Source organism: Pseudomonas silesiensis (assembly GCF_001661075.1).
GTDB lineage: Bacteria > Pseudomonadota > Gammaproteobacteria > Pseudomonadales > Pseudomonadaceae > Aquipseudomonas > Aquipseudomonas silesiensis.
In genome coordinates this window covers 5,838,321-5,853,895 of record NZ_CP014870.1, presented here as the reverse complement: position 1 = coordinate 5,853,895, position 15,575 = coordinate 5,838,321, and the positions used below count along the sequence as shown (strand labels likewise).

7 protein-coding genes, 2 tRNA genes, 3 rRNA genes and 1 pseudogene are annotated in these 15,575 nt (G+C 56.2%); 8 read left to right on the top strand and 5 right to left on the bottom strand.

The window, feature by feature from the left end; translation table 11 throughout:
- Positions 1-365: 365 nt before the first annotated feature.
- Positions 366-1,148: pseudogene (locus tag PMA3_RS25965) on the top strand (calcium:cation antiporter); the annotation flags it as partial.
- 152 nt (positions 1,149-1,300) lie between these two features.
- Here PMA3_RS25965 and PMA3_RS25960 read toward each other — a convergent pair.
- The 5 genes from PMA3_RS25960 to PMA3_RS25940 all read right to left on the bottom strand — a co-directional run bounded on the left by PMA3_RS25960 (position 1,301) and on the right by PMA3_RS25940 (position 6,409).
- Positions 1,301-2,659, bottom strand: a complete 1,359-nt coding sequence (locus PMA3_RS25960; protein WP_064679859.1) for an 8-oxoguanine deaminase — start codon at positions 2,657-2,659, stop codon at positions 1,301-1,303.
- A 249-nt stretch (positions 2,660-2,908) separates the two neighbouring features.
- The gene (locus PMA3_RS25955; protein ID WP_064679858.1) at positions 2,909-3,595 is read right to left on the bottom strand and encodes an SDR family oxidoreductase; all 687 of its coding nucleotides are present in this window, start codon (positions 3,593-3,595) and stop codon (positions 2,909-2,911) included.
- A gap of 556 nt (positions 3,596-4,151) precedes the next feature.
- Positions 4,152-4,733: an IMPACT family protein gene (locus PMA3_RS25950; RefSeq protein ID WP_064679857.1), complete on the bottom strand. Its 582-nt coding sequence runs from the start codon at positions 4,731-4,733 to the stop codon at positions 4,152-4,154.
- Positions 4,734-4,740: 7 nt separating this feature from the next.
- Positions 4,741-5,391: a TetR/AcrR family transcriptional regulator gene (locus PMA3_RS25945; RefSeq protein ID WP_064679856.1), complete on the bottom strand. Its 651-nt coding sequence runs from the start codon at positions 5,389-5,391 to the stop codon at positions 4,741-4,743.
- Between the two features lie 97 nt (positions 5,392-5,488).
- A complete protein-coding gene (locus PMA3_RS25940; RefSeq protein WP_064679855.1) occupies positions 5,489-6,409 on the bottom strand; it encodes a LysR family transcriptional regulator in 921 nt (306 codons plus the stop codon).
- A 139-nt stretch (positions 6,410-6,548) separates the two neighbouring features.
- Between PMA3_RS25940 and aptA the strand changes: the two genes are divergently transcribed.
- The 7 genes from aptA to rrf all read left to right on the top strand — a co-directional run bounded on the left by aptA (position 6,549) and on the right by rrf (position 15,517).
- Entirely contained in the window at positions 6,549-7,898 is a 1,350-nt protein-coding gene (aptA, locus tag PMA3_RS25935; protein ID WP_064679854.1) for an omega-aminotransferase AptA, read from the top strand.
- A 189-nt stretch (positions 7,899-8,087) separates the two neighbouring features.
- On the top strand, positions 8,088-9,581 hold the full coding sequence (locus tag PMA3_RS25930; RefSeq protein WP_064679853.1) for a CoA-acylating methylmalonate-semialdehyde dehydrogenase: 1,494 nt from the start codon (positions 8,088-8,090) through the stop codon (positions 9,579-9,581).
- A gap of 636 nt (positions 9,582-10,217) precedes the next feature.
- Positions 10,218-11,756, top strand: a 16S ribosomal RNA gene (locus PMA3_RS25925).
- 162 nt (positions 11,757-11,918) lie between these two features.
- Positions 11,919-11,995: transfer RNA gene (locus PMA3_RS25920), tRNA-Ile, on the top strand.
- A gap of 35 nt (positions 11,996-12,030) precedes the next feature.
- Positions 12,031-12,105 (top strand) — tRNA-Ala (locus PMA3_RS25915).
- A 252-nt stretch (positions 12,106-12,357) separates the two neighbouring features.
- Positions 12,358-15,249 (top strand): 23S ribosomal RNA (locus PMA3_RS25910).
- A gap of 152 nt (positions 15,250-15,401) precedes the next feature.
- Positions 15,402-15,517 (top strand): 5S ribosomal RNA (rrf, locus tag PMA3_RS25905).
- Together the 16S, 23S and 5S rRNA genes with 2 tRNA genes alongside form the textbook arrangement of a ribosomal RNA operon.
- The last annotated feature ends 58 nt before the right edge of the window (positions 15,518-15,575 follow it).

The window sequence follows — 15,575 nt, the reverse complement described above, 5'->3', positions numbered from 1 at the left end:
CGAATCTCTACGCCCTTTGCCTGATCGTGGTGCCGGATGAGTGAATTTTATCTGGCTGTTGTAATTGTAGGTGTAAGTAGTCATGAGTTTTTGAGGGCTCGAAATGATTCGAGCTAACAAAGTTAGCTGCTTTAGATTTTGATTTTTGGTTGCTGGTTAATCTACTGTCCTGATTGGGTGTTGTCAAATTTTTGAATGAATGTTAGACGCTAGGGGTGAAGTTTTAACTATATGTCAGACGCTAGGGGTGTAGTTTCAGCTACATGGATCGCAGTTGGTTAAATGTGAACTTTAGCTCCTCTGATGTGGGTGTTGCCTGTGGGATCTTTCTGTACTCATACTTTGAATTTGACACCGATTACTGTGTATACAAAACGGTGATGCTCGACATCAATGGCATCCTCGGCCTGGCCGCGTTGATGGGCGGGATCAAGCATGGCGAACAGTCCTACAACGATGATTCGGCCCGCAGCTACAGCGTGATGATCCTCACCGCCATGGGCGTGTCCATGGTGGTGCCGGAGTTCATTCCCGAGGCGAACTGGAAACTCTATTCGGCCTTCACTATCGGCGCGATGGTCGTGCTCTACACCCTGTTCCTGCGCATGCAGGTCGGGCCGCACAGCTATTTCTTCAGCTACAGCTACCCGGAAAAACGTCGCAAGAAGGAACCGACCGCAGAACCGGAGCCGATCAATCTGGCATTGAGCATCGGGACCTTGGTGTTCGGCGTGGTGGTGATCGGTGCCCTGGCCGAAGTGATGTCCAAGACCCTCGACCTGGGTCTGGAAGGTTCGGGTGCACCGCCGGTGATGACGGCGATCCTGGTGGCGGCGATTTCCGCTGCCCCGGAAATTCTGACGGCGTTGCGCGCCGCGCTGGCCAACCGCATGCAGTCGGTGGTCAACATCGCCATGGGCGCGTCGCTGTCGACGGTGATCCTGACGGTGCCGGTAATGGAAGCGATGGCGCTCTACACCGGCCAGCCATTCCAGATGGCGATGACTCCGGTGCAGACCGTGATGATCTTCCTCACGCTGATCGTCAGCGCAATCAACCTCAACGATGGCGAAACCAATGCCATCGAAGGGATGACCCACTTCGTGTTGTTTGCGACCTTCATCATGTTGTCGCTGCTCGGTCTCTAAGAACACACAAAACCTTGTGGGAGCGGCGGTGCGACGATTCGACTTGCCCGCGATGAGGCCCTTACATTCGATATATCTGTTGGCTGACAGACCGCCATCGCGGGCAAGTCGAATCGTCGCACCGCCGCTCCCACAGTTTTTTTGGTGTTGTGTCAGACGCCCGCAATCAACTGCCGGGCCGCCTGACTGTGATCGGCGATTAAACCTTTCAGATCCAACCCTTCAACCTGCCCATCAATCACCCGCCACTTGCCACCCACCATCACCCGATCCGCCCGATCCGCGCCGCACAGCAACAACGCCGAGACCGGATCATGACTGCCGGAGAAGCGCAGTTCATCGAGCTTGAACAGCGCCAGATCCGCCTGCTTGCCCACCGCCAGTTCACCGATGTCCGTGCGCCCGAGCAATTGCGCCGAGCCCTTGGTGGCCCATCCCAACACCAACTGCGGGGTGATCTTTTCCGCGCCGTAACGCAACCGCTGGATGTACAGCGCCTGACGGGTTTCGAGCATCATGTTCGAGGCATCGTTGGAGGCCGAGCCGTCCACGCCCAGGCCAAGCAAGGCGCCGGCAGCGGTCAGGTCCAGTGTTGGGCAGATGCCGGAGGCCAGGCGCATGTTCGAACTCGGGCAATGGCAAATCCCGGTGCCCGCCGCGCCGAGACGGGCGATTTCATCCGGGTTGAAATGGATACCGTGGGCCAGCCAGGTGCGCGGGCCGAGCCAGCCGACGCTGTCCAGGTAATCCACGGTGCGCAGGCCGAAACGCTGCAGGCAGAAGTCTTCTTCGTCGAGGGTTTCCGCCAGGTGAGTGTGCAGGCGCACGTCGAGTTTATTGGCCAGCTCGGCACTGGCCGACATGATTTGCGGCGTCACCGAAAACGGCGAGCAGGGCGCCAGCGCGATCTGGATCTGTGCGCCATTGCCACGCTCGTGGTACTCGGCGATCAGGCGTTGGCTGTCGGCCAGGATCACTTCGCCTTCCTGCACAGTCTGCTGCGGTGGCAGGCCGCCGTCCTTTTCGCCGAGGCTCATGGAGCCGCGAGTGAGCATGGCGCGCATGCCCAGTTCGCGAACGCTCTCGACTTGCACGTCGATCGCATTTTCCAGGCCTTGCGGAAACAGGTAATGGTGATCGGCAGCGGTGGTGCAGCCGGACAGCAGCAGCTCGGCCAGCGCGACTTTGGTGGCGAGGGCGAGTTTTTCAGGGGTGAGGCGTGCCCAGACCGGATACAGGGTTTTCAGCCACGGGAACAACGGCTGGTTGACCACCGGCGCCCAGGCGCGGGTCAAGGTTTGATAGAAGTGATGATGGGTGTTGATCAGCCCCGGCAGGATCACATGCTCGCGGGCGTCGAACACTTGTCCACAGGGGGTGGAAGGTTGCTGGCCAGCAGCGAGCACTTCGACGATCAGACCGTCTTGCAGCACCAGGCCGCCACGGGCATCGAGGTCATTGGCGGTGAAGGTCGCGAGGGGGGTTTTTAACCAGGTACGGGTCGCAGGCATAGTGGCCGGCTCCTCTGAAAATTGGGTTCAGGGTTGCCAGCTCAGTGATGCCCTGTCTGCTGATCCAGGGTCGCCGCGGGGACGAGGTGCGCAGTTTCGAACAAAACGGCGCTGCGGGCAAGCCCACACCGACCAGACGACGCAAACCCCCTGTAGGAGCTAGCTTGCTTGCGATGGTGTGTCAGTTGACAGCAATGCAGTTGACCCACCATCGCGAGCAAGCTAGCTCCTACATGTCGACCGCGGTGGTTACCAGGGAATCGTTTCACCCCTGTAATTCACAAAATGATGCCCGCCCTTGCCGGTGTACGCGTTGACCTGGTCAATCAGACCGCGCGTGCTGGTTTCCACATCGATATCCGCACCTTCACCGCCCATATCGGTTTTCACCCAACCCGGATGCAGCGACAACACCGTGAGTGTCTGCTCGCCCAACTGCGTCACGAAGCTGTTGGTCATGGAGTTCAGCGCCGCCTTGCTGGCCTTGTACAGCGCCAGTTCCGGCGCATCGGGCATGGTCACGCTGCCCAGCACCGAACTCATGAATGCCAGCACGCCGGTCTCTGGACGGATCTGCCCGGCGAAGCGCTGGGCCAGATTGATCGGGGCCACGGCGTTGGTGAAGAACAATTGACCGACTTCGGCCAGCGTCGCGCCACCCGGTGTTTGAACCTCCGGCCCCTTGACCCCGGCATTGACGAACAACAGGTCGAACACTTCGCCCTTGAGTCGTTGGTTCAGGGCGATCACCGCCTGCTGATCGTCCATGTCGAGTTTTTCGATCCGCACCGCGCCCAACGCCTGCAAGGCTTCGGCGTTCTGGGGGTTGCGTACGGTGGCGGTGACTTGCCAGCCATCCGCCAGCAGGGTTTTCACCAGGCCGAGGCCCAAGCCCCGGGAGGCACCGATGATGAGGGCGGTTTTTGCCGTAGACATGAGTGGTTCCTTGATAAATGAAGATCACGGATTCAAAGGACAATGCTGCCCGATGCGTTGCTGCAACTCCTGGCGCAACGCGTCGAGTTAAAACCGAAACGTCGTGCACAGCAAGGTGCTGTGAGAGGCACCTTGCACTATGTCGATCCCTGGCCAGGCACTACATGAGGGCAAAACCCTTGCTCAGGCTCCGGCTTTGTCCAGGCACTCTGGTCAAAAAACGAGCAGCCGCAACCAGCCCATGCCGGATGTGGTGCGGCGACAGTAATAAACTGGTTATCCACAGATTGCTCCACAGTATTTGTGCGCAAGCTCCAGGCTCGGGCATAAGCATGCGGCGGCTTTTTACTAAAGGTGATAAACAGGGCTAACTGATTGTTTTTATGAGAATTTTGTTTTTTTGATGGCGCATTGTACGAAAAGTGCACAAAGGCCGCAAAGCCGCATGACAGAAGGGTTACAGCCGGATGTGCTCAGGTTATCCACAGGCGGGTGCACAGCAGATGTGGGCAAGTACATCGCTGTGACGGGCGGGCAGTGAACGTTGTTGGTGCGATTAGTGCTGCAACAGAATGCGCCCGCGGCTCAGGTCAGCCAGTTGCGATTGCAGGGTGCCGATCCGGGCCTCACCAACGGCCAGTTGCAACTCGACCCCGTTGGCCGTGAAGTGCTCCTCCACGATCAAACCGCCTGCTTCGGCTACCCGAAGCTTTACCAATGCCAACTCGGCAAATGCACAAGCACAACTCAGCGCAACGCGGCTGATCAACTCCACTTTAGGCGCCGCCTGCAGGCACTTGTTGGCGCCACCGCCGTACGCCCGGGCGAGACCGCCAGTACCCAGTTGAATACCGCCGTACCAACGGATCACCAGCACCGCGACCTGATCGCAATCCTGGGCTTCGATCGCCGCCAGAATCGGCCGCCCGGCGGTGCCGCCAGGTTCGCCATCGTCGGTGCTGCGGTATTGATCGCCCAGCTTCCACGCCCAACAGTTGTGCGTCGCATTCAAATCGCTGTGCTGCTCGATGAATGCCTGGGCGTCAGCCGGGCTGCTGATCGGCGCGGCAAGGGTGATGAAGCGGCTTTTGCGAATCTCTTCGCGGTATTCGCAAAAACCGCTGAGTGTGAAAGGCATTGGGGACTCAAATGGCAGGTGTGAGGCCGCAGCCTTTGAGGATGATGCGGATCAGGTTGTTGCCGGCATCGTCCATGTCTTGTTTGGTCAGTTTGGTGCGCCCGGTGACACGGCAGATCTGGGTGGCGAAGTCTGCGTAATGCTGGGTGCTACCCCACAACAGAAAGATCAGGTGCACCGGGTCGACCGGGTCCATTTTACCGGCGTCGATCCACGCCTGGAATACGCCCGCCCGACCCTGGAACCAGGCACGGTAATCCTGGTTGAAATATTCGGTCAGGCATTCGCCACCGCTGATGACTTCCATGGCGAAGATCCGCGACGCTTGAGGTTGCCGACGGGAGAACTCCATCTTGGCGCGGATATACCGCGTCAGCGCGTCAGCCGGATCGTCCTCGGCCGTCAGGGTGTTGAAGGTGCTGTCCCACAGTTCGATGATGTTGCTCAGCACCGCCACGTACAGACCGAGTTTGTTGGTGAAGTAGTAATGCAGGTTCGCTTTGGGCAGCCCGGCATTCAGGGCGATGGTATTCATGCTCGTGCCTTTGAACCCGTGACGGGCAAACTCGTCTTCGGCAGCTTTGATGATGGTCTCTTCATTCTTCTGGCGAATGCGGCTGGCGGGTTTGCCGCCGTGGGCTGGGACTTCAAAGGTCATAGGCACTTCCGAACAGGTGGGTGGGTGCAGGGTATGCGTTGATAGCGCACCCACAGGCTCCAGACAAGTCCCGGGTGCGATAAATGCCCGGGACGCTTTAACGCGTCGCCGCCAGGCTCTCCAGAAAACTCTCCAGCACCAGATGCGGGCGGCGACCCTTGCGGGTGACCGACGCCAGGCTCAGGTCGTAGAACCGCGCTGTCGGTTTCAGCGCACGCAAGCGACCTTGTTGTACCCATAGGCTGGCGTAGTGGTCCGGCAAATATCCGATGTAACGTCCGGTCAGGATCAGGAAGGCCATGCCTTCGCGGTCGGACGCGCTGGCAGTGCAGTTGAGCGCCTGGTAATGGGCCTGGATCTCGGCCGGCAGACGGAAGGTCGGCGCGATGGCGTCCTGACTATTGAGACGCTCGTCGTCCAGTTGTTTGTCGTCGACATAAAACAACGGATGACCGACCGCGCAATACAGCAGCGAACGTTCGCTGTAGAGCGGTTGATATTCCAGACCCGACAGCGCGCTGGCCTGAGGCACGACGCCGACATGCAAGCGACCGTCGAGTACGCCTTGTTCGACTTCGTTGGGCGCAATCATGCGGATCTGAATCTGCACATCGGGGCCCCGTTCCTTCAGTTGCGCCAAGGCGTGGGTGATGCGCATGTGGGGGAGGGTGACCAGATTGTCGGTCAGGCCGATAGTCAGCTCGCCGCGCAAGTGTTGGTGCAGGCCGTTGACTTCGGTGCGGAAACTTTCCAGGGCACTTAACAGTTGCAACGCCGACTGGTAAACCTCGCGACCTTCTTCGGTCAGGGAAAACCCGGCACGCCCGCGTTGGCACAGACGCAGGCCGAGGCGCTGCTCCAGGTCGCTCATCTGCTGGCTGATCGCCGAGCGGCCGATCCCCAGTACCGATTCCGCCGCGGAAAAACCGCCGCATTCCACCACGCTGCGAAAAATCCGCAGCAGGCGGATATCAAAGTCGCTGACTTGTGCCAGCGGGTCGGGACGACGACTGCTCATGCGCTAATGACTCAAAGTTTAGTGGAGGGCTGACTGAACGTTACAAAAGTTGGATTTCACAGACTTTATCCCCGTGGCAATTTAGCTGCAAGAACGCTTTTGATCTCTATGCCGCTTATTGCCCTGCGAGGTTTTGCTGATGAACTTGCCCGAAAACGCCCCGTCTTCCCTGGCCAGCCAGCTCAAGCTGGATGCCCACTGGATGCCTTACACCGCCAACCGTAACTTCCAGCGCGACCCGCGACTGATCGTCGGTGCCGAGGGTAGTTGGCTGATCGATGACAAAGGCCGCCGGGTCTACGATTCGCTGTCCGGTCTGTGGACCTGCGGCGCAGGGCACACTCGCAAGGAAATCCAGGAAGCGGTCGCCAAGCAGCTGGGCACCCTCGACTACTCGCCAGGCTTCCAGTACGGGCACCCGCTGTCGTTTCAGCTGGCCGAGAAAATCACCGACCTGACGCCGGGCAACCTGAATCACGTGTTCTTCACCGACTCGGGTTCCGAGTGCGCTGACACCGCGGTGAAGATGGTCCGTGCTTACTGGCGCCTGAAAGGTCAGTCGACCAAGACCAAAATGATCGGTCGTGCCCGTGGTTACCACGGTGTGAACATCGCCGGCACCAGCCTCGGCGGCGTGAACGGCAACCGCAAAATGTTCGGTCAGGCGATGATGGACGTCGATCACCTGCCGCACACCCTGCTGGCGAGCAATGCCTATTCCCGTGGCATGCCGAAAGAGGGCGGTATCGCCCTGGCCGATGAACTGCTCAAGTTGATCGAGTTGCATGACGCTTCGAACATCGCTGCAGTGTTCGTCGAGCCAATGGCCGGTTCCGCTGGCGTACTGGTTCCCCCGCAGGGCTACCTCAAGCGTCTGCGCGAGATCTGCGATCAACACAACATCCTGTTGGTGTTCGACGAAGTGATCACCGGTTTCGGTCGGACCGGTTCGATGTTCGGCGCTGACAGCTTCGGCGTGACCCCGGACCTGATGTGCATCGCCAAGCAAGTCACCAACGGCGCGATCCCGATGGGCGCGGTGATTGCCAGCTCCGAAATCTACCAGACCTTCATGAACCAGGCGACGCCGGAGTACGCGGTGGAATTCCCGCACGGCTATACCTATTCCGCGCACCCGGTGGCTTGCGCCGCAGGCCTGGCGGCACTCGACCTGCTGCAAAAGGAAAACCTGGTGCAGAGCGTGGCCGAAGTCGCACCGCATTTCGAAAATGCGCTGCACGGCCTCAAGGGTTCGAAGAACATTATCGACATTCGTAACTATGGCCTGGCTGGTGCGATCCAGATCGCACCGCGTGACGGCGACGCCATCGTGCGTCCCTTCGAAGCGGGCATGGCGCTGTGGAAAGCCGGGTTCTACGTGCGCTTCGGCGGCGACACCCTGCAGTTCGGCCCAACCTTCAACAGCAAGCCGCAAGACCTTGATCGTCTGTTCGACGCGGTCGGCGAAGTGCTGAACAAAATCGACTGATTTGAAAAAAACTTGTAGGAGCGAGCTGGCTCGCGATGGATATGAGGGCACCGCGTTCATCCAGGCAGCCCCATTATCGTTGACGTCCTTCGTCGGAACGCCGCCCGGAGCAAGCTCGCTCCTACAAATAGCCTCTATATATAGGCGTCCTTCAATGGGCGCCTGTGGACAACTTTTCTGGAGCCCCGCATGAGCCTTATTCCGCATTTGATCAACGGCGAACTGGTCACCGAAGATGGTCGCACCGCCGACGTGTTCAACCCGTCCACCGGCCAGGCCATTCACAAGCTGCCGTTGGCCAGCCGTGAAACCATTCAGAAAGCCATCGACTCGGCCAAGGCCGCGTTCCCGACCTGGCGTAATACCCCGCCGGCCAAACGTGCGCAGGTGATGTTCCGTTTCAAGCAACTGCTGGAACAGAACGAAGCGCGTATCGCACAACTGATCAGTGAAGAGCATGGCAAGACCCTGGAAGATGCTGCCGGTGAACTGAAGCGCGGTATCGAGAACGTCGAGTTCGCTTGCGCGGCGCCGGAAATCCTCAAGGGTGAATACAGCCGCAACGTCGGCCCGAACATCGATGCCTGGTCGGACTTCCAGCCGTTGGGCGTGGTGGCCGGTATTACGCCGTTCAACTTCCCGGCCATGGTGCCGCTGTGGATGTATCCGCTGGCAATCGTCTGCGGCAACTGCTTCATTCTCAAACCGTCCGAGCGTGATCCAAGCTCGACGCTGCTGATCGCCCAGCTGTTGCTGGAAGCCGGTTTGCCTAAAGGCGTGCTGAGCGTAGTGCACGGCGACAAGGCGGCGGTGGATGCGCTGATCGAAGCGCCGGAAGTCAAAGCGCTGAGCTTCGTGGGCTCGACACCGATTGCCGAATACATCTACGCCGAAGGCACCAAGCGCGGCAAACGCGTGCAGGCGCTGGGCGGGGCGAAGAACCACGCGGTGTTGATGCCGGATGCGGATCTGGATAACGCCGTCAGCGCACTGATGGGCGCGGCTTACGGTTCCTGCGGTGAGCGTTGCATGGCGATCTCGGTGGCGGTGTGCGTCGGTGACCAGGTGGCGGATGCGTTGGTGGCCAAACTGACGCCGCAGATCAAGGCGCTGAAGATCGGTGCCGGTACGTCCTGTGGTCTGGACATGGGCCCTCTGGTTTCCGGCCAGGCCCGTGACAAAGTCAGTGGCTATATAGAAGACGGCGTTTCGGCCGGTGCATCGCTGGTCGTCGACGGTCGTGGCCTGAGCGTGGCCGGTCACGAGGAAGGCTTCTTCCTGGGTGGCTGCCTGTTCGACAATGTCACGCCAGAAATGCGCATCTATAAAGAAGAGATCTTTGGTCCGGTGCTGTGCGTGGTTCGTGTCAACAGCCTGGAAGAGGCCATGCAACTGATCAACGATCACGAGTATGGCAACGGCACCTGCATCTTTACCCGTGACGGGGAAGCGGCGCGGCTGTTCTGCGATGAGATCGAAGTCGGTATGGTCGGGGTCAACGTACCCTTGCCGGTGCCGGTGGCGTATCACAGCTTTGGTGGCTGGAAGCGCTCGCTGTTCGGCGACTTGCATGCGTATGGTCCGGATGGCGTGCGTTTCTACACCCGTCGCAAGGCCATTACCCAGCGCTGGCCGCAACGGGCGAGCCATGAGGCGTCGCAATTCGCATTCCCTAGCTTGTAAGTAGAAGGGAATAAGGCCGGCACCCTCTATTGAAGGGGGGCCGGCCTTCGTGTTTCCGGGGTTTTTTTCCTTATATGACAGAATTGTTAAATTAGGTGTTGACGGCAGATTCTGGAAGTCTATAATTCGCCCCACTTCCGGCGCAGTCGAAACGGAAAACTCCTTGGTAAACAAAGAGTTACGCAGTTTTCGACAACGAGTTGCTTCAGATCATCGAAGCCCAGAAGGAGTTGAAAGAGCGGTGTTGTTTGGCTCTTTTAACGGTTCGATCTTCTCGGTCGAAAGCGGAGAAAAAGAGGTGTTGACAGCAGCGACTAACGCTGTAGAATTCGCCTCCCGCTAACGAGAGATCGGAAGCGCCAAGTGGTTGAAGTTACAAAGGAAACTTTGAAAACTTCTGAAAATAACCGCTTGACAGCAGCAGAGGAAAGCGTAGAATGCGCGCCTCGGTTGAGACGAAAGATCTTAACCAACCGCTCTTTAACAACTGAATCAAGCAATTCGTGTGGGTGCTTGTGGAGTCAGACTGATAGTCAACAAGATTATCAGCATCACAAGTTACTCCGCGAGAAATCAAAGATGTAACCAACGATTGCTGAGCCAAGTTTAGGGTTTCTTAAAAACCCAAAGATGTTTGAACTGAAGAGTTTGATCATGGCTCAGATTGAACGCTGGCGGCAGGCCTAACACATGCAAGTCGAGCGGCAGCACGGGTACTTGTACCTGGTGGCGAGCGGCGGACGGGTGAGTAATGCCTAGGAATCTGCCTGGTAGTGGGGGATAACGCTCGGAAACGGACGCTAATACCGCATACGTCCTACGGGAGAAAGCAGGGGACCTTCGGGCCTTGCGCTATCAGATGAGCCTAGGTCGGATTAGCTAGTTGGTGAGGTAATGGCTCACCAAGGCGACGATCCGTAACTGGTCTGAGAGGATGATCAGTCACACTGGAACTGAGACACGGTCCAGACTCCTACGGGAGGCAGCAGTGGGGAATATTGGACAATGGGCGAAAGCCTGATCCAGCCATGCCGCGTGTGTGAAGAAGGTCTTCGGATTGTAAAGCACTTTAAGTTGGGAGGAAGGGCAGTTACCTAATACGTATCTGTTTTGACGTTACCGACAGAATAAGCACCGGCTAACTCTGTGCCAGCAGCCGCGGTAATACAGAGGGTGCAAGCGTTAATCGGAATTACTGGGCGTAAAGCGCGCGTAGGTGGTTTGTTAAGTTGGATGTGAAATCCCCGGGCTCAACCTGGGAACTGCATTCAAAACTGACAAGCTAGAGTATGGTAGAGGGTGGTGGAATTTCCTGTGTAGCGGTGAAATGCGTAGATATAGGAAGGAACACCAGTGGCGAAGGCGACCACCTGGACTGATACTGACACTGAGGTGCGAAAGCGTGGGGAGCAAACAGGATTAGATACCCTGGTAGTCCACGCCGTAAACGATGTCAACTAGCCGTTGGGAGCCTTGAGCTCTTAGTGGCGCAGCTAACGCATTAAGTTGACCGCCTGGGGAGTACGGCCGCAAGGTTAAAACTCAAATGAATTGACGGGGGCCCGCACAAGCGGTGGAGCATGTGGTTTAATTCGAAGCAACGCGAAGAACCTTACCAGGCCTTGACATCCAATGAACTTTCCAGAGATGGATTGGTGCCTTCGGGAACATTGAGACAGGTGCTGCATGGCTGTCGTCAGCTCGTGTCGTGAGATGTTGGGTTAAGTCCCGTAACGAGCGCAACCCTTGTCCTTAGTTACCAGCACGTAATGGTGGGCACTCTAAGGAGACTGCCGGTGACAAACCGGAGGAAGGTGGGGATGACGTCAAGTCATCATGGCCCTTACGGCCTGGGCTACACACGTGCTACAATGGTCGGTACAGAGGGTTGCCAAGCCGCGAGGTGGAGCTAATCCCAGAAAACCGATCGTAGTCCGGATCGCAGTCTGCAACTCGACTGCGTGAAGTCGGAATCGCTAGTAATCGCGAATCAGAATGTCGCGGTGAATACGTTCCCGGGCCTTGTACACACCGCCCGTCACACCATGGGAGTGGGTTGCACCAGAAGTAGCTAGTCTAACCTTCGGGAGGACGGTTACCACGGTGTGATTCATGACTGGGGTGAAGTCGTAACAAGGTAGCCGTAGGGGAACCTGCGGCTGGATCACCTCCTTAATCGACGACATCAGCTGCTCCATAAGTTCCCACACGAATTGCTTGATTCATTGAAAAGACGATAAAAGCAGCCCGAAATTGGGTTGTAGCTTGGTTGGTTAGAGCGCACCCCATGCTTTGTGGTAAAGAGCAGGGTGAGGTCGGCCGGAACAGCTCGAAATTGGGTCTGTAGCTCAGTTGGTTAGAGCGCACCCCTGATAAGGGTGAGGTCGGCAGTTCGAATCTGCCCAGACCCACCATTTTGCTTGTGTGGGAAACGCCTGTAGATAAATACGGGGCCATAGCTCAGCTGGAGAGCGCCTGCCTTGCACGCAGGAGGTCAACGGTTCGATCCCGTTTGGCTCCACCACTACTGCTTCTGTTTGTTGAAAGCTTAGAAATGAGCATTTCCTTCGTATGAAGGCTAAATGTTGATTTCTAGTCTTTGATTAATCGTTCTTTAAAAATTTGGGTATGTGATAGAAAGATAGACTGAACAACACTTTCACTGGTGTTGGATCAAGCTAAGGTAAAATTTGTGAGTAGCTCTTAATTGAGCAATGCATGCGAATTTTCGGCGAATGTCGTCTTCACAGTATAACCAGATTGCTTGGGGTTATATGGTCAAGTGAAGAAGCGCATACGGTGGATGCCTTGGCAGTCAGAGGCGATGAAAGACGTGGTAGCCTGCGAAAAGCTTCGGGGAGTCGGCAAACAGACTTTGATCCGGAGATGTCTGAATGGGGGAACCCACCTAACATAAGTTAGGTATCTTAAGCTGAATACATAGGCTTAAGAAGCGAACCAGGGGAACTGAAACATCTAAGTACCCTGAGGAAAAGAAATCAACCGAGATTCCCTTAGTAGTGGCGAGCGAACGGGGACTAGCCCTTAAGTGGCTTTGAGATTAGCGGAACGCTCTGGAAAGTGCGGCCATAGTGGGTGATAGCCCTGTACGCGAAAATCTCTTAGTCATGAAATCGAGTAGGACGGAGCACGAGAAACTTTGTCTGAATATGGGGGGACCATCCTCCAAGGCTAAATACTACTGACTGACCGATAGTGAACTAGTACCGTGAGGGAAAGGCGAAAAGAACCCCGGAGAGGGGAGTGAAATAGATCCTGAAACCGTATGCGTACAAGCAGTGGGAGCCTACTTTGTTAGGTGACTGCGTACCTTTTGTATAATGGGTCAGCGACTTATTTTCAGTGGCGAGCTTAACCGAATAGGGGAGGCGTAGCGAAAGCGAGTCTTAATAGGGCGTCTAGTCGCTGGGAATAGACCCGAAACCGGGCGATCTATCCATGGGCAGGTTGAAGGTTGGGTAACACTAACTGGAGGACCGAACCGACTACCGTTGAAAAGTTAGCGGATGACCTGTGGATCGGAGTGAAAGGCTAATCAAGCTCGGAGATAGCTGGTTCTCCTCGAAAGCTATTTAGGTAGCGCCTCATGTATCACTGTAGGGGGTAGAGCACTGTTTCGGCTAGGGGGTCATCCCGACTTACCAAACCGATGCAAACTCCGAATACCTACAAGTGCCGAGCATGGGAGACACACGGCGGGTGCTAACGTCCGTCGTGAAAAGGGAAACAACCCAGACCGTCAGCTAAGGTCCCAAAGTTATGGTTAAGTGGGAAACGATGTGGGAAGGCTTAGACAGCTAGGAGGTTGGCTTAGAAGCAGCCACCCTTTAAAGAAAGCGTAATAGCTCACTAGTCGAGTCGGCCTGCGCGGAAGATGTAACGGGGCTCAAACCATACACCGAAGCTACGGGTATCACTTAGGTGATGCGGTAGAGGAGCGTTCTGTAAGCCTGTGAAGGTGAGTTGAGAAGCTTGCTGGAGGTATCAGAAGTGCGAATGCTGACATGAGTAACGACAATGGGTGTGAAAAACACCCACGCCGAAAGACCAAGGTTTCCTGCGCAACGTTAATCGACGCAGGGTTAGTCGGTCCCTAAGGCGAGGCTGAAAAGCGTAGTCGATGGAAAACAGGTTAATATTCCTGTACTTCTGGTTATTGCGATGGAGGGACGGAGAAGGCTAGGCCAGCTTGGCGTTGGTTGTCCAAGTTTAAGGTGGTAGGCTGGAATCTTAGGTAAATCCGGGATTCTAAGGCCGAGAGCTGATGACGAGTGTTCTTTTAGAACACGAAGTGGTTGATGCCATGCTTCCAAGAAAAGCTTCTAAGCTTCAGGTAACCAGGAACCGTACCCCAAACCGACACAGGTGGTTGGGTAGAGAATACCAAGGCGCTTGAGAGAACTCGGGTGAAGGAACTAGGCAAAATGGCACCGTAACTTCGGGAGAAGGTGCGCCGGTGAGGGTGAAGCATTTACTGCGTAAGCCCATGCCGGTCGAAGATACCAGGCCGCTGCGACTGTTTATTAAAAACACAGCACTCTGCAAACACGAAAGTGGACGTATAGGGTGTGACGCCTGCCCGGTGCCGGAAGGTTAATTGATGGGGTTAGCTAACGCGAAGCTCTTGATCGAAGCCCCGGTAAACGGCGGCCGTAACTATAACGGTCCTAAGGTAGCGAAATTCCTTGTCGGGTAAGTTCCGACCTGCACGAATGGCGTAACGATGGCGGCGCTGTCTCCACCCGAGACTCAGTGAAATTGAAATCGCTGTGAAGATGCAGTGTATCCGCGGCTAGACGGAAAGACCCCGTGAACCTTTACTATAGCTTTGCACTGGACTTTGAATTTGCTTGTGTAGGATAGGTGGGAGGCTTTGAAGCGTGGACGCCAGTTCGCGTGGAGCCAACCTTGAAATACCACCCTGGCAACTTTGAGGTTCTAACTCAGGTCCGTTATCCGGATCGAGGACAGTGTATGGTGGGTAGTTTGACTGGGGCGGTCTCCTCCTAAAGAGTAACGGAGGAGTACGAAGGTGCGCTCAGACCGGTCGGAAATCGGTCGTAGAGTATAAAGGCAAAAGCGCGCTTGACTGCGAGACAGACACGTCGAGCAGGTACGAAAGTAGGTCTTAGTGATCCGGTGGTTCTGTATGGAAGGGCCATCGCTCAACGGATAAAAGGTACTCCGGGGATAACAGGCTGATACCGCCCAAGAGTTCATATCGACGGCGGTGTTTGGCACCTCGATGTCGGCTCATCACATCCTGGGGCTGAAGCCGGTCCCAAGGGTATGGCTGTTCGCCATTTAAAGTGGTACGCGAGCTGGGTTTAGAACGTCGTGAGACAGTTCGGTCCCTATCTGCCGTGGACGTTTGAGATTTGAGAGGGGCTGCTCCTAGTACGAGAGGACCGGAGTGGACGAACCTCTGGTGTTCCGGTTGTCACGCCAGTGGCATTGCCGGGTAGCTATGTTCGGAATAGATAACCGCTGAAAGCATCTAAGCGGGAAACTAGCCTCAAGATGAGATCTCACTGGGACCTTGAGTCCCCTGAAGGGCCGTCGAAGACTACGACGTTGATAGGTTGGGTGTGTAAGCGCTGTGAGGCGTTGAGCTAACCAATACTAATTGCCCGTGAGGCTTGACCATATAACACCCAAGCAATTTGCTTGCTCGTAAGAGCACCAGATTGCGGTGTGTGAAGACGCAATGAACCGAAAGTTCGCCAGCAACACACAAATCTATTACATACCCAATTTGCTGAAGCGAGGCCATCAGGTCACGACTCAGTACCCGAATTTCTTGACGACCATAGAGCATTGGAACCACCTGATCCCATCCCGAACTCAGCAGTGAAACGATGCATCGCCGATGGTAGTGTGGGGTTTCCCCATGTGAGAGTAGGTCATCGTCAAGATTAAATTCCGAAACCCCTATCTGCGTATGCAGGTAGGGGTTTTGTTTTGCCTGGAATA